A 16,145-nucleotide genomic window follows, 5' to 3' on the forward strand; every position below is an offset into this window, starting at 1 on the left:
CACAAAAAGTTTGGGAGAGTCCAGAGAACCCTTTCCAAAGGGTTCTCTGGCCGCCGGAGGCGCCCGCCCGGCGAGGGCCCGCCGGAGGCATTCTCCGCTGGTTCGTCCTTGGCCCATCCGGCGAGCGCGAAAAAAGGGCTGCCCTTGTGAGGGCAGCCCTTTGGTGAGTCGGATGGACCGGCCGCGTTATTTGAGGATGTCGGGCCGGGTGATGTCGATCTGGGCGTTTTTGCTCAGGTCGTCCATGAAGGCGGCCACGGCTTCGCGGCGGTAGTTTTGACCGGCCTGGGTGAGCCAGAACTGTTTCTGTTCCTCCCAGGTCTTTTCCGGGGCCGGGATGCGCTTGTTGAGCCGGGCCACGACGGCGCCGCCGCCGGGCATGGTGTAGACGAGCTTGAACCAGCCGTTGTCTTCGGCGTTGAAGGCGGCCTTGGTGAGCGGTTCGCTCTGGCCGAGTTCGGGGATATTGCCCTGGCGGTTGAACGGCCTGGAGGTCTTGATGCGCGCGGCGTACTGCTTGGCGGCGGCCTCGGCGTCGGGGCCGGTCAGGGCCGCATGGATCTTTTCGGCTTCCTGTCCGGCCAGTTCGGCGCCCTTCTGGTTTTCGAGGGTGTTGACGATGGTCTGGCGGACGAGGTTGAGGGCCATGATGGAGGGCGCGATGTCCTCGACCTTTTCGACGAGCATGTAGCCGCCGTTGACGGCCACGGGGCTCTTGTAGGCCTGGCCGGGGGTGAGGCCGGACACGGCCTTGGCCGCGTCGGCGTTCATGCCGAAGGCCTGGCCCAGGAACTGGGCGGGCATGGGGTCGGTGGTCACGGTTTCGAGGCCGAGTTCGGAGGCGATGTCGGTCAGCGACATGCCGGACACGAGCCGGTCGGTGGCCTGGTCCAGGAGGTCGTTGGCCTGGTCGGAGGCCTTTTCCTCGGCCAGGCGGGCCTTGATCTCGTCCTTGGCCTCGTCAAAGGTCTTGGTGGTGCCTTCCTTCTTGTCCTCGACCATGATGATGTGCCAGCCGAACTGGGTCCGGACGGGTTCGGAAACCCCGCCCTTGTTCAGGGCGAAGGCGGCCTTTTCGAAGTCCGGGATCATGGCGCCCTTGCCGAACCAGCCCAGGTCGCCGCCGTTGGGGGCGCTGGGGCCGTCGGAATTTTTCTTGGCGAGTTCGGCGAAGTCCGCGCCCGCCTTGGCTTCCTGGTAGAGTTTGTCGATGCGCGCCTTGGCCTTTTCCTGGTCGGCCTGGGAGTCGGACTCCTTGACGGCCACGAGGATGTGGCGGGCGTGGACCTGCGCGGGCTCTTCGAGGGAGTCCTTGTTGGCCGCGTAGTAGGCCTTGATCTCGTCGTCGGTGACGGTCTGGAACTTGGCCAGGCTGGCCGGGGTGAAGGCGAGGGTGCGCAGGGTCACCTGGGCCGGGATCTGGAAGCGGTCCTGGTTGGCCTGGTAGTAGGCCTCGATTTCGGTCTCGCCGATCTTGATCTCGTTGCGGAAGTCGGTGGGCAGGACCTCGATGTAATCGATGGCGGCGGTTTCGCCGAGCCAGTCGAAGATCTGGCGGGCCTGGCTCTCGGACAGGTCGGCGGGGACGCCCACGGCATCCTTGACCTTTTCCATGGTCAGGTCGCGGCGGTAGTTCTCCTCGAAGTCGCCGGGGGTCATGCGGATATCCCGCAGGGCGGTCTGGTAGCGCTGCTGGTCGAAGTTGCCGTTGGCGTCCTTGAAGGCGTCCACGGCGCCGATGCCTGCGGCCACTTCCTTGTCCGAGGCGCGGATGCCGAGTTTGGCGGCCTCGCCCAGGAGGAGTTTCTGGCTGATCAGTTCACCCAGGACCATCTGCTTGAATTCGGGGGACCGGGTCTGCGCCGGGGGCAGGTCGGGGTTGGTCCGGCGGAGGTTTTCGGCCGCGCGCTGGTACATGGCCTCGTACTCGGCCCGGGTGATGGCCTGGCCGTTCACCGTGGCCACGGTCGGGTCGCCGGAGCTGTTCAGCCCGGACATGCCGAAGGCGAAGACAAAGACGATGATGATGATGGCGAAGAGGATCTTGACGATCCATCCGGACGCATTTTCGCGCATTACTTCTAACATTTTCGCTCCGATAGCTATGATGAACAGGGTGCCTCCCCGGTCGGGGGAGGCACCATGGTGCCGGGCTTAGGATTTGCCTTCCCGAACGGCGTTCAGGAGGCCACCTGCCTGGATAATCTGTAGTTCCTTTTCGGTCAAATCATTTGTGACCGGGACGGTTACGCCGTTTCCGGCGACCATGTTCACGGTCCCGCCGGGGGTGATCTCCGAGGCGGGGATGGTCAGGTCCGTGCCCTGTTCGAGCTTGTCGTAGTCGGCCGGATCGACCAGGAGCAGGGGCAGGATGCCGAAGTTGATCAGGTTGGCCCGGTGGATGCGGGCTAAAGACTTGACCACCACGGCCTTGACGCCCAGGTGGCGCGGGCCGAGCGCCGCATGTTCGCGGCTGGAGCCCTGGCCGTAGTTCTCGCCGCCCAGGATGACGCCCTTGCCGTGCTCCTTCATGCGGGCGACGAACCCTTCGTCCACGCGGGAGAAGATGTACTGGCTGATGGCCGGGATGTTGGAGCGCAGGGCGGTGATCTGCGCGCCCGCGGGCAGGATGTGGTCGGTGGTGATGTTGTCGCCGACCTTGAGCAGGACCTTGGCCTCAACGGTCTCGGGCAGGGGCTCGAAGTCCTCCAGGGCCACGATGTTGGGGCCGCGCAGGACCTCGACGGCGGAGCCGTCCTCGGGCGGGAAGACGAACAGTTCGCGGATGGACGGCACGTCCTCGGGCAGGGTGACGCGCTCGGGCGCGGGACCCCAACCGGCCGGGTCGGTGAACTCGCCGTCCAGGGCCAGGCGCGCGGCGGTCTGGGCCGAGACCAGGAATATCTGGCCGTCCTGGGTGCCGGAGCGGCCCTCGAAGTTGCGGTTGAAGGTGCGCACGGACACGCCCGCCGAGATGGGCGAGCCGCCCATGCCGATGCACGGGCCGCAGGAACATTCGAGCAGGCGCGCGCCCGCGTCCAGCAGGGGTTCGATGAGCCCCTCGCGGGAGAGCATCTTGAGGACCTGCTTGGAGCCGGGGGAGATCATCAGGTCGGTCTCGGGCGGGGTGACGTGCCCGGCCAGGATCTGGGCGGTGTTCTTGAGGTCGGAGTAGGAGGAGTTGGTGCAGGAGCCGATGGCCACCTGGTCGATCTTCTTGCCTGCCAGGTCCTTGACCCTGCAGACCTGGTCCGGCATGTGCGGCTGGGCCACCAGGGGCTCCAGGGCGGACAGGTCGATGGTGATGATCTCGTCGTACTCGGCGTCGGGGTCGGCGACCAGTTCGGTCCAGTCGTCGGCCCGGCCCATCTTGGTCAGGAAGTCGCGGGTGGTCTCGTCGGACGGGAAGATGGAGGTGGTCGCGCCCAGCTCCGCGCCCATGTTGGTGATGGTCGCGCGGTCCGGGACGGACAGGGAGGCCACGCCGGGACCGGCGTACTCGAAGACCTTGCCCACGCCGCCCTTGACGGTCAGGCGGCGGAGCAGTTCGAGGATGACGTCCTTGCCCTGGGTCCAGCCGGTCAGCTCGCCGGTCAGTTCGACCTTGACGACCTTGGGCATGGGGATGAAGTACGGCTCGCCCGCCATGGCCAGGGCCACGGACAGGCCGCCCGCGCCCATGGCCATGGCGCCGATGCCGCCGGCCGTGGGGGTGTGGGAGTCCGAGCCGATGAGCGTGGCGCCGGGCTTGGCGAAGTTCTCCAGGTGCAGCTGGTGGCAGATGCCGGTGCCCGCGGGCGAGAAGACCGCGCCCGATTTGGCGGCCACGGTGCGCAGGAAGCGGTGGTCGTCGGGGTTGCGGAAGCCCATCTGCAGGGTGTTGTGGTCCACGTAGCTGACGGACAGGTCCGTGCGGACCCGGCCGATGCCGATGGCTTCGTACTGCAGCCAGGCCATGGTCCCGGTGGCGTCCTGGGTCAGGGTCTGGTCGATGCGCAGGCCGACCTCCCGTCCGGGGACCATTTCCCCGGAGACGAGGTGCTGCTCGATGATCTTGCGGGTGATGTTCTTGCCCATGCTCTCTCCTAGAATACGTTGGGTCTCTCTCCAAGCCGTCCGGGCGCGCGGTCGCCGGGTCTCTCACCTCCCGGACGCCCCCGGTACGGGGTCATCTGCTGCGATCGGCGCGGGGCTCAGAACAGGAAGCCGTTCTTGACGCCTTCCGAGGGTTCCATGTCCGTGATGCCGAGTTTGATGCGGTGAATCTTGTTGGTCCGGAACTGGATCTCCACGTCCAGGCGCAGCTTGTCCTGCTGGGCGCGGAAGATTTCCTCGTGGTGGTAGATGCCCGCCACGGGGTCCTCCGCGGCCATGAGGTCGCGCACGGCCCGCTTGGTCTTTTCCAGTTCCAGGGTCAGCTGGGCAACCTCCGCCTCAAGGACGTCGATGTCGTCGCTCAGCCGTTTCTCACCGGATTTTGATTCGTCTGCGTGTGTCATCTTTCTGCTCGCGTTCCGGTTTGGGTTTCATCTTGCCCGTGGGCAGGGAGTTGTAGAAGTTCCAGAATTCCGGCCAGGTGGCGGTCACCTCGCCGTGGTTTTCGAGGACGATGCCGGGCACGGCGAAGGCGGCCAGGGCGCAGCCCATGGACCAGAGCGGGTCCGGGCTGAACCAGGTGCCCTCCCAGCCGGGACGGCCGGGCTTGAGGGCGATGACGTCGCCGTCGATCTCGTAGCTCGCGCCCATGCGGTCCAGGAGCTCCACGGCCACGTCGTTGTCCGCGCCGGAAAGGCGGGCGTCGCCCACCTTGAGGGCCAGAGCCAGGGCCATGGGCATGAGGTCCGGGGACGCGCCCAGGGGGATGTCGGCGGAGGCGGGCAGCTCGCCCTCCATGGTGGCCACGATGTTCTCGGTGGCCACGTCGATGCGCAGGCCCAGGGCCTTGAGCTGGTCGAGCACGCGGTCGGCCTGCTCGTTCCGGGGCCAGGCCCCCTCGACGTTGATCCGGCCGCCGCTCAGGGCGGGCAGGGCCAGGAGCATGGCGTTCAGGGGCACGGACAGGGGCAACTGCGGCTGGGCTTCGATGACCGGGACGCCGTCGGACACGGAGACCGAGTCCTTGGCGAGGTCGGCCTTGATGGAGCAGGCCTTGAGCACGGCCACGGATTCGGCCACGCGGTCGCGGGCCTCGCGGGTCAGCCCCTTGATGGTCAGCCCGCCGGGGAAGGACCATGCGGCCAGGGTCAGGGCGGCCGCGAAATCCGGGTCCACGTTGCCGGGCAGGGTCACGGACTCGTCCATGGCTCCGCCGCACTCCAGGCGCACGGGCAGGCCGGGGTTGTTCGGGTTCATGGGCACCAACCGCGCGCCGAGCGACGGCAGGACCTTGTTCAGGGAGGCCGCGTCGAGCAGCTGCAGGGAGGGCTTGCCCGTGAACTTGCACCGCCCGGCGTGGCCCAGGGCCAGGCAGAGCAGCATGTAGAAATTGAACTTGTCCTCGCCCACGAAGACCATCTTGCCCTCGAATTCCAGGGTCCGGCCGCCGTCGTTGCGGATGAAGTCGTCGTCCCAGTGGATGGGCGCGTCGACCTGCTTGAGGGCCTTGGCCAGGTCCTTGTTCGGGGCGTTCATGGTCACCGGGGACAGGGTCGCGGACGCGCCGGAGGAGGCGGCCATGGCCAGCAGCATCCGGGTGTAGCGGAAGGAGCGCGGGCCCTTGAGTCCGGCCGAGATGGGCTCCACGCGCGGGGCGAGCTTGTAACCCTCGCCCTCGAACTTCTTGCGGGCGTCGGCCAGGGAAAATTGGTTGAGCAGGGTGAAGAGCTGTTTGGTCAGCTTGGCGTCCAGGCCCAGGCGGCCAGCCGAGCGGTCGAAGGCCGCGCGCAGCAGCTTTTCGAGCTGGGGGTCCACCAGGGATTTCTGCCGGGACTTGCGCCAGGCCCCTTCCTTGCGGATGAGGAAGGCGCGCTTTTCCAGCAGGCCCAGGATCTGGTCGTCGATTTCGGCGATGTCGTTGCAGCGCTGGCCGGTGACGATCTCGGCCTTGGACGGACCGTCGTCGTCCTGGACCGGGGGTTCGGGCCTGCGGCCGAAGAAGTCGCGGTTGTCGCGCCGGGGGCCGCGTCCGGGGCCGCGCTTGTCGAACTTGCGCGGGGGGCGGCGGTCGTCGCGTCGCGGGCGGTCCGCGCCGTTGCGGGGGGATTCGTCGGAGACGCCCTCGGCGTCCCTGCGGGGGCGGTCCTCCAGGGGACCGTCTTCTTTGCGGATCTTGATCATGTCTTGCCGTCTTCCTTATGTAGATTATGGTTCCCGCCTCGACGGGAAAGGCTTCTCTAGCCCGAAAGCGCGCGATATGCAAGACCCGGTTGACCGGCGCGCCCGAGCGGCCTTTAGGTTTCCACACTGGACAAGCCGGGCCGCAAGAGGCACATTGCAATGAGACGCTCCCGGTCCATCGGGCCCGGCCCGGCGTCGTTTCGCACTGCACTTCAATTCCATGGAGGTAATAGCCATGAGGAAAGTACTGATAGCCGCGCTGCTGACGTGTTTCGTGGCCGCGGGCTACGGCTGCGCCGCCAACAAGGCCCAGCAGGGGGCCACCGTGGGCGGCCTGGCGGGCGCGACCATCGGCGCCCTGACGTTCAAGAACAAGCTCCTCGGCGCGGCCGTGGGCGCGGGCGTGGGCACGCTGGTCGGCTACATCGCGGGCAACGAGTGGGACAAGCGCGACGAGGCCGAGGTCCAGAAGACCCTGGAGACCGGCAGGTCCGACGAACCCCATACCTGGACCAACCCGGACACCGGGGCCAGCTATGCCGCCACCCCGACCCCGCCGTACATGTCCGAGAACAAGGTCTACCGCGACGTGTACATCAAGGACCAGAAGGACGGCGACACGATCATGGCCAAGGCCTGGCGCGACGACAAGGGCGTCTGGCACCTGAAGCAGTAGCCGGTCCGACCGGAAACCGACCGACCCCGAAGGGCCGCCAGCTGGCGGCCCTTTTTTTGTCCTTCCGGCCGCCGCGCCCGCTCCTTTTCATTTTTTCCCCATCTTACTCATGGACGGGGAATGTGAAGGATGCTACCTGACAATTGCGAATTTGAACAAATGACGCGGTGTTATCGCTGGCATTCGGCAATTAATTTTCATTTTTGTGATTCTGTGAGGGCCGTATGGGGACATCGGACACATTGCAGTACAAGGATGTTGAAATTCCGGCAACTCTGGCCGGGCTGATCAACCACATGGCGGACGTGGAGGGCTATCGGGAGGAACTCCACAACCTCGGCAACCAGTGGGACTTGTTGACCATCCTTGGGCAAATGAGCGGGACCGGCACGGACATGACCGGCACCCGGCAGGGATTTTTACGGCTGACCTCGGAACTGCTCAGCCAGCTCGGCCTGGAGACCCTGAAAAAGACCACCCAGGAGCTCGCGGGCAAGGCCCAGGTGGCCGTGGACATCGTCATCCGCAACCTGTTCGAACGCACGGCGGATATCGGCTTCCTGGCCACGGACGACGACATCCGCGAGTTCCTGCGCACCGCCGCAGACCTGAACGGTCAACTGGCCGAGGCCGCGCCCGGTTCGGAGGCGGAGCGCGAACTCGCGGACCTGCTCGCCGGGCACGTGGACCGGCTGGTGGCCCGATTCCGTGAGTATGTGGCCAAGTATACGGTTTATTTTAATATCATCCTCATGGACACCGAGGGAAACGTGCTGGCCCAGCTGGACCGGGACAACGACATCCGCCACTCCGCCGACCCCCTGGTGGCCGAGTCCCTGACCACCGCCGCCGAGTATGTGGAGGTCTTCCGCGAGAGCGACCTGCTCGCCGGGCGGGGGGATTCGCTCCTCTACGCCTACCGCGTGGCCGAGACCAACGAGGCCGATTCGGCCCCGCTCGGCGTGCTCTGCCTCTGTTTCCGCTTCCAGAACGAGATGGAGGGGGTCTTCCGCAACCTGGGCAGCGAGGGCGACTGGTCGGTCATGACCCTGCTGGACAGGACCGGCCGGGTCATCGCCAGCAGCGACGCCTACCACGTGCCCCTGGGCGCGGTCCTGGACTTCGACGTGGAGGCCAAGTTCACGATCACCCGCTTCGCCGGGCGGCAGTACCTGGCCAAGACCTGCGCCACCAAGGGGTACCAGGGCTTCTTCGGCCTGGGCTGGTACGGCCACGTGATGATCCCGCTGGAGCACGCCTTCAACCAGTCCGGGTCGGCCGGGCTGCGCCAGCAGGTGGACCAGGCCATCCTCGAGGCGGTCATGAACGACCCCCGGCTCTTTTCCGAAAAGCTCCGCTCCATCCCGGTCCAGGCCGAGAACATCCAGCGCGAGCTGGAGCGCACGGTCTGGAACGGCAACGTCCGGGAGAGCGACGCCCAGAGCAAGGTCCTGCTGTGGAACATCTCGGACGCGGGCGCGCGGACCAAGATGGTCTTCGAGCAGTCCATCGGCAACCTGCACGAGACCGTGGTCTCCGGCATCCTCAACGACGTCGAGTTCCAGGCCGCCCTGGCCGTGGACATCATGGACCGCAACCTCTACGAGCGGGCCAACGACTGCCGATGGTGGGCCCTGACCTCGGCCTTCCGCAAGATTCTGTCCCAGCCCTCCATCTCCACCCTGGACGCCGAGACCATCGGGGCCATCCTCGGCTACATCAACGGGCTGTACACGGTTTACGCCAACCTCTTCGTCTACGACGAGCGCGGCCGCATCCTGGCCGTGTCCGATCCGGGCGAGTCGCGCATCGTCGGCAACGCCCTGTCCGACGACCTGAGCCGCGTGACCCTGTCCCTGAAGGGGTCCCAGGACTATGCGGTCTCGCCCTTCGAGGCCACCAGCCTCTACGGCGGGCGGCACACCTACATCTACGGCGCGGCCATCACGGACATCGCGCGGCCCGAACGGGTGGTCGGCGGCATCGGCATCGTCTTCGACTCCGAGCCGCAGTTCCGGGAGATGCTTATGGACTCCCTGCCGCGCAGCGAGCGGGGCGACGTGCTCGAGGGGTGCTTCGGCGTGTTCGCCGACCGCAAGGGCAAGGTCATCAGCTGCACCAGCCCACGGTTCGAGGTGGGCGGGACCCTGGGCGTGGACACCGGCTTCTCCTGCCTAGCCCGGGGCGAGGGCGGCTCCCGGATCATCGAGTTCGACGGCTCCTACTACGCGGTCGGGGCCCGGTGCAGCGCGGGCTACCGCGAGTACAAGGTGGACGACGGCTACAAGAACGACGTCATCGCCATGGTCTTCGAGCCCCTGGCCGAGGTCTCGGAGCGGAGCCGGACCGTGGTCCGCCGCCGCGAGATCGGCATGGGCGTGAGCCACAAGCGGGCCACGGGCGCGGACTGCATCGAGCTGGCCACCTTCTACATCGGCGACAAGTGGCTGGGCATCAACGCGATCCACGTGGACGAGGCGGTCACCCCGAGCGGGCTGACCACCATGCCGGGCACGCCGGACTACGTCATCGGCAAGTTCGTGCACAACGACGAGCTGATCACGGTCATCGACATCCGCACCCAGCTGCGCCTGCCCTCGGTCCGGTTCGACCCCAAGGCCCCCATCGTGGTGGTCCGGGCCGACAACGCCAACATCGGCATCGTGGTCGACGCCCTTGGCGAGATTCCGGAGATTTGCATGGACCGCGTGGACCGGGCCAGTTCGGTGCTGGATTCGCAGAAGGGGTACGTGGACTGCATCATCAAGCCCGAGCTGCACAGCGAGCAGAAGGATTTGCTGGTGGTCATCGATCCCACCCGGCTGGTCAAGGCCCTGATCTGCGGGCTCAAGGACGACGAGGCTGACGCAGGGCGGCCAAAGCCCCCCGCAGGGTCACCGCGCCGATGACCAGAACCCCGCCCGCCACGGCCCACGGGCCGGGCAATTCGCCGTAGCCCACGGCCACGAACACGGGGTTGAGGATGGGTTCGAGCATCATGATCAGGATGGCCTCCAGGGCCCCGAGCCGTTTGATGGCCCAGGTGTACAGGGCCAGGGACACGCCCTGCTGGATCACGCCGAGGTAGAGCAGGCCGAGCCAGCCGCCGGGGGAGGGCGGCGCGCCGAACAGGAAGGGCAGCCCGGCCAGGGCGGTCAGGCCGTGCCCGAGGATGACCGACTCCACGGGCGAGGCGTCCTTCTGGGCGCGCATGCACAGGGTGAAGGCGGCGTAGGACAGCCCGGTGCCCACGGCCAGGAGGTTGCCCCACAGCCCGGTGGGCGAGAGCCGGTCCATGAAGAACAGGGCCATGCCGCCCACGGTCACGGCGATGAACACCCAGTCGGACCGGCGCGTTTTTTCCCCGAGCAGCCAGGGCGCGAACAGGGCCACGTAGACCGGCGCGGTGTAGGCCAGCAGGATGGCGTTGGCCGAGGTGGTCAGCTTGGTGGCCGCCACGTTGGTGATCAGCAGCCCGGCATAGCCCAGGGCCGCCCCCCACTGCACGGCCGAGAAACGGAAGGTCAGCCGCCCCCGGAACAGCACGGCCAGCGTGGCTGCGGCCAGGCCGCTGCGCACCCCGGTGATGGCCATGGGATGCCACTGCACCAGCTTGATGGCCAGCCCCCCGGAGCTCCAGATGAGCGCCGTGGCCGCCATAAGCAGTATGGCCCTGGTCTTGTCGGTCATGGTCGTTCCTTGGTGCAGGAAAAACCCGTGCGCGACAAGCGGGAAATGCAGGGAACCGACCGAAATCCTTTTTGAAGCGTCGGCTCGGTTGGACTCGGTCAGTAGGTCGTGGAGCGCGTCGCCTCGGTGTAGGGCGCGCCCGAGGCGTACAGGGCCAGGCGGTGCTCCATCTCTGCTGTGAGCTCCGCCGGGAATCCCTCGATCTTGCGCGCCTGTTCGATGAGTTGTCGCTCCAGGGAGGCGGCCTCGTCGAACCGGCCGTTGCGGGCAAGGGCGGCGGCGTGGGTGTCCAGCGTCCCCAGGTCGGCCGACAGGGAACAGGCCTTGCGGGAGAACTCCAGGGCCCGCTTGCCGTCCCGGACGGAGTCGTCGACGCAGGTGGCGAGAATCCAGGCCATGTTGCTGTAGGATTGATAGTCCCCGGGATTTACGCGCACGGCCGAGGCGTAGCGGTCCAGGGCCTGACGCCACTGTCCCAGGTCCTGGTACGTGACGCCCATGTTGAACAGGGCCGAGGCGCGCACTCTGGGGGCCGGGTTTTGGTCCAGGCATTGCTCGTACAGCCGCAATTCCTCGGCCGGGTCGCCGTCGGGCGCGGTGGACAGGGCCTCGGCCTCCCGACATACCCGGGGGATGTCCTGAGCAACGGCCCAGGACGGCAACAGCAATGTCAGGCACAGGATCAATAGCTTCATGGCGACCACGTCGAGTTGTGATGACCCGTTTTCCCAAGGGGATACCATCCCGCAGGCCCTCCCGGCAACACCCCAGGCCTTCCCGTCGCCACTCCCTTGAGCGATTCGGCCGCCGCTGGCGCGCGACAGCGGCCCTCGACGCATCGGGAGCCCGCATTCCGCGCCGCCGCCCGGTCGGCTTTCCGCCGACCAACGAAAAGGGGAGGCTGCTCGCGCAACCTCCCCTTGAATGGTCAGTCGAAAACCGACCGGCGGACTTACTTCATGTCCTGACCGGAAGCGGCCTTCTGCATTTTGACCTCGACCTTTTCGGTCAGGCCTTCGTAGTATTCGCGCAGGATGACCAGGACTTCGTCACGCCCGAAGTGATCCGGAACCTCGGCGCCTTCGGACAGGGCCTTGCGCAGCTTGGTGCCGGACAGGATGACGCGGTCTTCCTTGGTGTGCGGGCAGGTGCGCATGGAGGCCATGCCGTCGCACTTGTAGCAGTAGAAGGTCCAGTCGATCTTCATCGGCTGGCAGAGCAGGGCCTTGCCGGGCTCGGGGCAGGCTTCCTTGGCGTAGGGGATGCGATCGAAGATCTCCTGGGCCTCGAACAGGCCGTAGAAGTCGCCGACGCCGGCGTGGTCACGGCCGATCAGCATGTTGTTGATGCCGTAGTTCTGGCGGAAGGTGGCGTGCAGCAGACCTTCGCGGGGACCGGCGTAACGCATGTCGAGGGGGTAACCGGCGTTGATGACGTTGTCGGCCACGAAGTAGCCGTCGATCAGGGTCTGGATGCACTTGATGCGCACGCTGCCCGGAATGTCGCCCGGCTTCAGGTTGCCGATCAGGGAGTGGATGACGCAGCCGTCACACACTTCGATGGCGATCTTGGCCAGGAACTCGTGGGAGCGGTGCATGGGGTTGCGCAGCTGGAGAGCGGCGACCTTGGACCAGCCGCGTTTTTCCATCTCGGCGCGGATCTGGGCGGGGGTCAGGTAGACGCCCGGGAAACGCTTGGCGTAGTCGCCCTCGGACAGGACCTTGACGGGACCGGCCAGGTTGTACTTGCCCTGAGCCATGACCATCTGGACGCCGGGGTGATCTTCCATGGCGACTTCCCAGAACTTGTCGTCGGCGGAATCTTCGCCCTGGCCCTTGTAGACCAGTTCGCATTCCCACTTCTTGTCGGCTTCGGTCATCTCGTACTTTTCTTCGATCTTCATGGTCGCGTAGACGATGCCGTCCTTGGCCTTCAGGGCCACCTCGTCACCAACCTTGACGTCATCGTCATTGGTGTCGAGGGTGATGGGGACGGGCCAGAAGGTGCCGTCGGCCATGAGGAACTTTTCGCAGACGCCGGCCCAGTCGGCCTTCTTCATGAAGCCGTTCAGCGGAGAGAAGCCGCCGATACCCATCATGATCAGGTCGCCCTTGGCGCGGTCGGAAATGTCGATGGTCTTCAGGCCAGCAGCCTTTTTGACTTCAGCTTCCAGCGCTGCGCCTTCGAGCAGACAGCAAACGAGACCTTTACCACCGTGAGGTGCTACGAGGTTGGACATGTAAGCCTCCTAAATAGTTTGTCAGTGATTCCATTGCCTTAATTCATGGCGAGCCGCCTCGGCCGCTTGCAAAACCATGAGTAATTCCCAATTATAGGGTCCGCCTTTATTGGCTGTTTGTGAAAGTCGTGTCAAGCGCTTTTTTCCGCCCGTCCCGCAACATTTTGGACCCGGTCGGTCCCTTCGGGGGCCGGGTAGACCTTTTCGGGAGAAAGTCTAGAGAATTAGGGGGTACTGGGAATATTTTTGGTCAGTCTTTTCAGGACATTGTGTTGTCACTAGAATATTACCGTATAAAATGAAAAAAGGCTTGCAATTGATTGTTCGTTTAAACTAAAAACGGTAAAGGTTTCAACAGGTGTTTTTTCGTTGCCTGGCGCCGGTCCGCGCCGGGTCGGAAGGCCTATTGGCCGGGCTTTTCCCGGCCATGGGGCCGATCCCCGAGACACGGTTGACGATGTACGCTTGTTCAAAAATTCACTTTCACGTTGACAAGGGTGTTTCGTCTTGCTAATCCCAAATTCCGCCCGGTTTGCAACGGGTGTCGATTTTTGTTTTTAGGTAGAGGATGTCGGTTATTGTGAATAATAAAACCCTATTTAGGAGGAGAAGTTATGCCGACCTTTGTTAACCCGGAAAAATGTGACGGCTGCAAGGGTGGCGAAAAGACCGCTTGCATGTACATTTGCCCCAACGATCTGATGATCCTGGATCCCGCCGAAATGAAGGCTTACAACCAGGAACCGTCCGCCTGCTGGGAATGTTACTCCTGCGTGAAAATTTGCCCCCAGGGCGCTATTGAAGCCCGTCCGTACGCCGACTTCGCCCCTATGGGTGGTACCTCCATCCCGATGCGTTCCGCTGAAGACATCATGTGGACCATCAAATTCCGTAATGGCAGCGTGAAGCGCTTCAAGTTCCCCATCCGCACCACCGCTGAAGGTTCCATCAAGCCTTTCGACGGCAAGCCCGAACCCGGCGATCTGGACTCCGAGCTCCTCTTCACCGAGACCGCCCTGGCCGCCCCCAAGGCCGCCATCATGGAGCAGGCTTCCGTGACTGATGCCGACCTGAAGAAAGAGTGGAAGCTGGAAGACTACGCCAGCCTGGTCTAAGACCGGTTCGCGCAATCTTATCCAAGACAACTTGAATCACTTCAAATACTAGGAGAAATATTATGCCTCTGCTTCCCATCAAAGAAGCCTCCAAGGGTGTTGCTCTCGCCGAGCCGGAAATCATCGAACAGCACGCTGATATCCTCATGGTCGGCGGCGGCATGGGCTGCTGCGGCGTCGCCTTCGAGGCCGTGCGCTGGGCCGACAAGGTCGATCCGTCCCTGAAAATCATGCTCTGCGACAAGGCCGCCCTCGAGCGTTCCGGCGCCGTTGCCCAGGGCCTGTCCGCCATCAACACCTACATGGGTCAGAACGATGTCGACGACTACGTCCGCATGGTCCGCACCGACCTCATGGGCATCGTCCGCGAAGACCTGATCTTCGACCTGGGCCGCCACGTTGACGATTCCGTCCACCTCTTCGAAGAGTGGGGCCTCCCCGTCTGGGTCAAGAAAGACGGCAAGAACCTCGACGGCGCCAAAGCCAAGGCCGAGGGCCTGGCCATCCGCACCGGTTCCGATCCCGTCCGTTCCGGCCGCTGGCAGATCATGATCAACGGTGAGTCCTACAAGTGCATCGTCGCCGAGGCCGCGAAGAACGCCCTGGGCGAGGACCGCTACGTGGAGCGCGTCTTCATCGTCAAGATGCTGCTGGACGCCAACGAGCCCAACCGCATCGCCGGTGCCGTCGGCTTCTCCACCCGTGAAAACAAAGTGTACGTCTTCACCTGCAACGCCGCTGTCGTGGCTTGCGGTGGCGCCGTCAACGTGTACCGCCCCCGCTCCACCGGTGAGGGCATGGGCCGCGCCTGGTACCCCGTCTGGAACGCCGGTTCCACCTACACCATGTGTGCTCAGGTCGGCGCCGAGATGACCATGATGGAAAACCGCTTCGTCCCCGCCCGCTTCAAGGACGGTTACGGCCCGGTCGGCGCCTGGTTCCTGCTCTTCAAGGCCAAGGCGACCAACTACAAGGGTGAGGACTACTGCGAGACCAACCGCGCCATGCTGAAGCCTTACGAGGATCGCGGCTACGCCAAGGGTCACATCATCCCCACCTGCCTGCGCAACCACATGATGCTCCGTGAAATGCGTGAAGGCCGCGGCCCGATCTTCATGGACACCAAAACCGCTCTGCTGCAGACCGTCAACGGCGACCTGTCCGGCCCCGAGTGGAAGCACCTCGAGTCCGAAGCTTGGGAAGACTTCCTCGACATGTGCGTCGGCCAGGCCAACCTGTGGGCCGCCACCAACTGCGCTCCCGAGGATCGCGGTTCCGAGATCATGCCCACCGAGCCTTACCTCCTGGGTTCCCACTCCGGTTGCTGCGGCATCTGGGTTTCCGGTCCGGACGAAGCCTGGGTCCCCGAGATCTACAAAGTCAAGGCCGACAATGGCAAGGTCTACAACCGTATGACCACCGTCAACGGTCTGTTCACCTGCGCTGACGGCGTCGGCGCTTCCGGCCACAAGTTCTCCTCCGGTTCCCACGCTGAAGGCCGTATCGTCGGCAAGCAGATGGTGCGCTGGTGCGTGGACCACAAGGACTTCAAGCCCGCGCTGAAGGAAACCCCGGCCGACATGGCTAAGGAAATCTACCAGCCGATGTACACCTACCTGGAGAACAAGGGCGGTTCCACCGATCCCGTCGTGAACCCGGCCTACATCACCCCGCACAACTTCATGATGCGCCTCATCAAGTGCACCGATGAATACGGCGGAGGCGTCGGCACCCTGTACATGACCTCCAAGGCTCTGCTGAACACCGGCTTCTGGCTGCTCGGCATGATGGAAGAAGACTCCAAGAAGCTCGCCGCCCGTGACCTGCACGAGCTGATGCGCTGCTGGGAGCAGTTCCACCGCCTGTGGACCGTCCGCCTGCACATGCAGCACATCGAGTTCCGCGAGGAATCCCGTTACCCGGGCTTCTACTACCGCGGCGACTTCATGGGCCTGGACGACTCCAAGTGGAAGTGCTTCTGTAACTCCACCTACGATCCCGCCACCGGCGTGACCACCGTCTTCAAGAAGCCCTACGTCAAGATCATCCCCGACGCCTAAGCTTAGGTAATGATCACCCCGAGAGCGCGGGTCCCCGGACCCGCGCTCTCTTAAAAATACCGGGGCTAAAATGGTCTGAATCCGGGCCG

Annotated in this window: 11 protein-coding genes; 4 read left to right on the forward strand and 7 right to left on the reverse strand. The window is 64.7% G+C overall.

Translation table 11 applies throughout. From position 1 onward, the window contains the following. Positions 1 to 186 precede the first annotated feature (186 nt). The 4 genes from DND132_RS13255 to DND132_RS13270 all read right to left on the reverse strand — a co-directional run bounded on the left by DND132_RS13255 (position 187) and on the right by DND132_RS13270 (position 6,276). Complete coding sequence (locus DND132_RS13255; protein ID WP_014323263.1) at positions 187 to 2,088, reverse strand: SurA N-terminal domain-containing protein; 1,902 nt, start codon at positions 2,086 to 2,088, stop codon at positions 187 to 189. A 66-nt stretch (positions 2,089 to 2,154) separates the two neighbouring features. Beyond that, positions 2,155 to 4,077: an aconitate hydratase gene (locus DND132_RS13260; protein ID WP_014323264.1), complete on the reverse strand. Its 1,923-nt coding sequence runs from the start codon at positions 4,075 to 4,077 to the stop codon at positions 2,155 to 2,157. 116 nt (positions 4,078 to 4,193) lie between these two features. Beyond that, positions 4,194 to 4,499 carry a hypothetical protein gene (locus DND132_RS13265; RefSeq protein ID WP_014323265.1) on the reverse strand — a complete coding sequence of 102 codons (306 nt, stop codon included), beginning with the start codon at positions 4,497 to 4,499 and terminating at the stop codon, positions 4,194 to 4,196. Next, entirely contained in the window at positions 4,468 to 6,276 is a 1,809-nt protein-coding gene (locus DND132_RS13270) for a chorismate mutase (RefSeq protein WP_014323266.1), read from the reverse strand. Before DND132_RS13270 ends, DND132_RS13265 begins: the two co-directional genes overlap by 32 nt. 235 nt (positions 6,277 to 6,511) lie before the next feature. On the opposite strand from DND132_RS13270, the gene DND132_RS13275 reads away from it, so the two are divergent. Both DND132_RS13275 and DND132_RS13280 read left to right on the forward strand, forming a co-directional pair. Next, positions 6,512 to 6,952 (forward strand): glycine zipper domain-containing protein, encoded by a 441-nt coding sequence (locus DND132_RS13275; protein WP_014323267.1) that lies wholly within the window; start codon positions 6,512 to 6,514, stop codon positions 6,950 to 6,952. A gap of 224 nt (positions 6,953 to 7,176) precedes the next feature. Beyond that, a complete protein-coding gene (locus DND132_RS13280) occupies positions 7,177 to 9,861 on the forward strand; it encodes a chemotaxis protein CheW (RefSeq protein ID WP_014323268.1) in 2,685 nt (894 codons plus the stop codon). Here DND132_RS13280 and DND132_RS13285 read toward each other — a convergent pair. The 3 genes from DND132_RS13285 to sat form a co-directional block, all read right to left on the reverse strand. Beyond that, positions 9,800 to 10,642 carry a DMT family transporter gene (locus DND132_RS13285; protein ID WP_014323269.1) on the reverse strand — a complete coding sequence of 281 codons (843 nt, stop codon included), beginning with the start codon at positions 10,640 to 10,642 and terminating at the stop codon, positions 9,800 to 9,802. The genes DND132_RS13280 and DND132_RS13285 overlap by 62 nt on opposite strands. A gap of 98 nt (positions 10,643 to 10,740) precedes the next feature. After that, a complete protein-coding gene (locus DND132_RS13290) occupies positions 10,741 to 11,337 on the reverse strand; it encodes a tetratricopeptide repeat protein (RefSeq protein ID WP_190275287.1) in 597 nt (198 codons plus the stop codon). 257 nt (positions 11,338 to 11,594) lie between these two features. Further along, a complete protein-coding gene (sat, locus tag DND132_RS13295) occupies positions 11,595 to 12,881 on the reverse strand; it encodes a sulfate adenylyltransferase (RefSeq protein ID WP_014323271.1) in 1,287 nt (428 codons plus the stop codon). 614 nt (positions 12,882 to 13,495) lie between these two features. Between sat and aprB the strand changes: the two genes are divergently transcribed. Further along, complete coding sequence (gene aprB / locus DND132_RS13300; RefSeq protein WP_014323272.1) at positions 13,496 to 13,996, forward strand: adenylyl-sulfate reductase subunit beta; 501 nt, start codon at positions 13,496 to 13,498, stop codon at positions 13,994 to 13,996. 62 nt (positions 13,997 to 14,058) lie between these two features. Then, positions 14,059 to 16,056, forward strand: coding sequence for an adenylyl-sulfate reductase subunit alpha (gene aprA, locus DND132_RS13305; protein ID WP_014323273.1), 1,998 nt, complete (start codon positions 14,059 to 14,061; stop codon positions 16,054 to 16,056). Positions 16,057 to 16,145 lie beyond the last annotated feature (89 nt).

This window comes from Pseudodesulfovibrio mercurii (assembly GCF_000189295.2).
GTDB lineage: Bacteria > Desulfobacterota > Desulfovibrionia > Desulfovibrionales > Desulfovibrionaceae > Pseudodesulfovibrio > Pseudodesulfovibrio mercurii.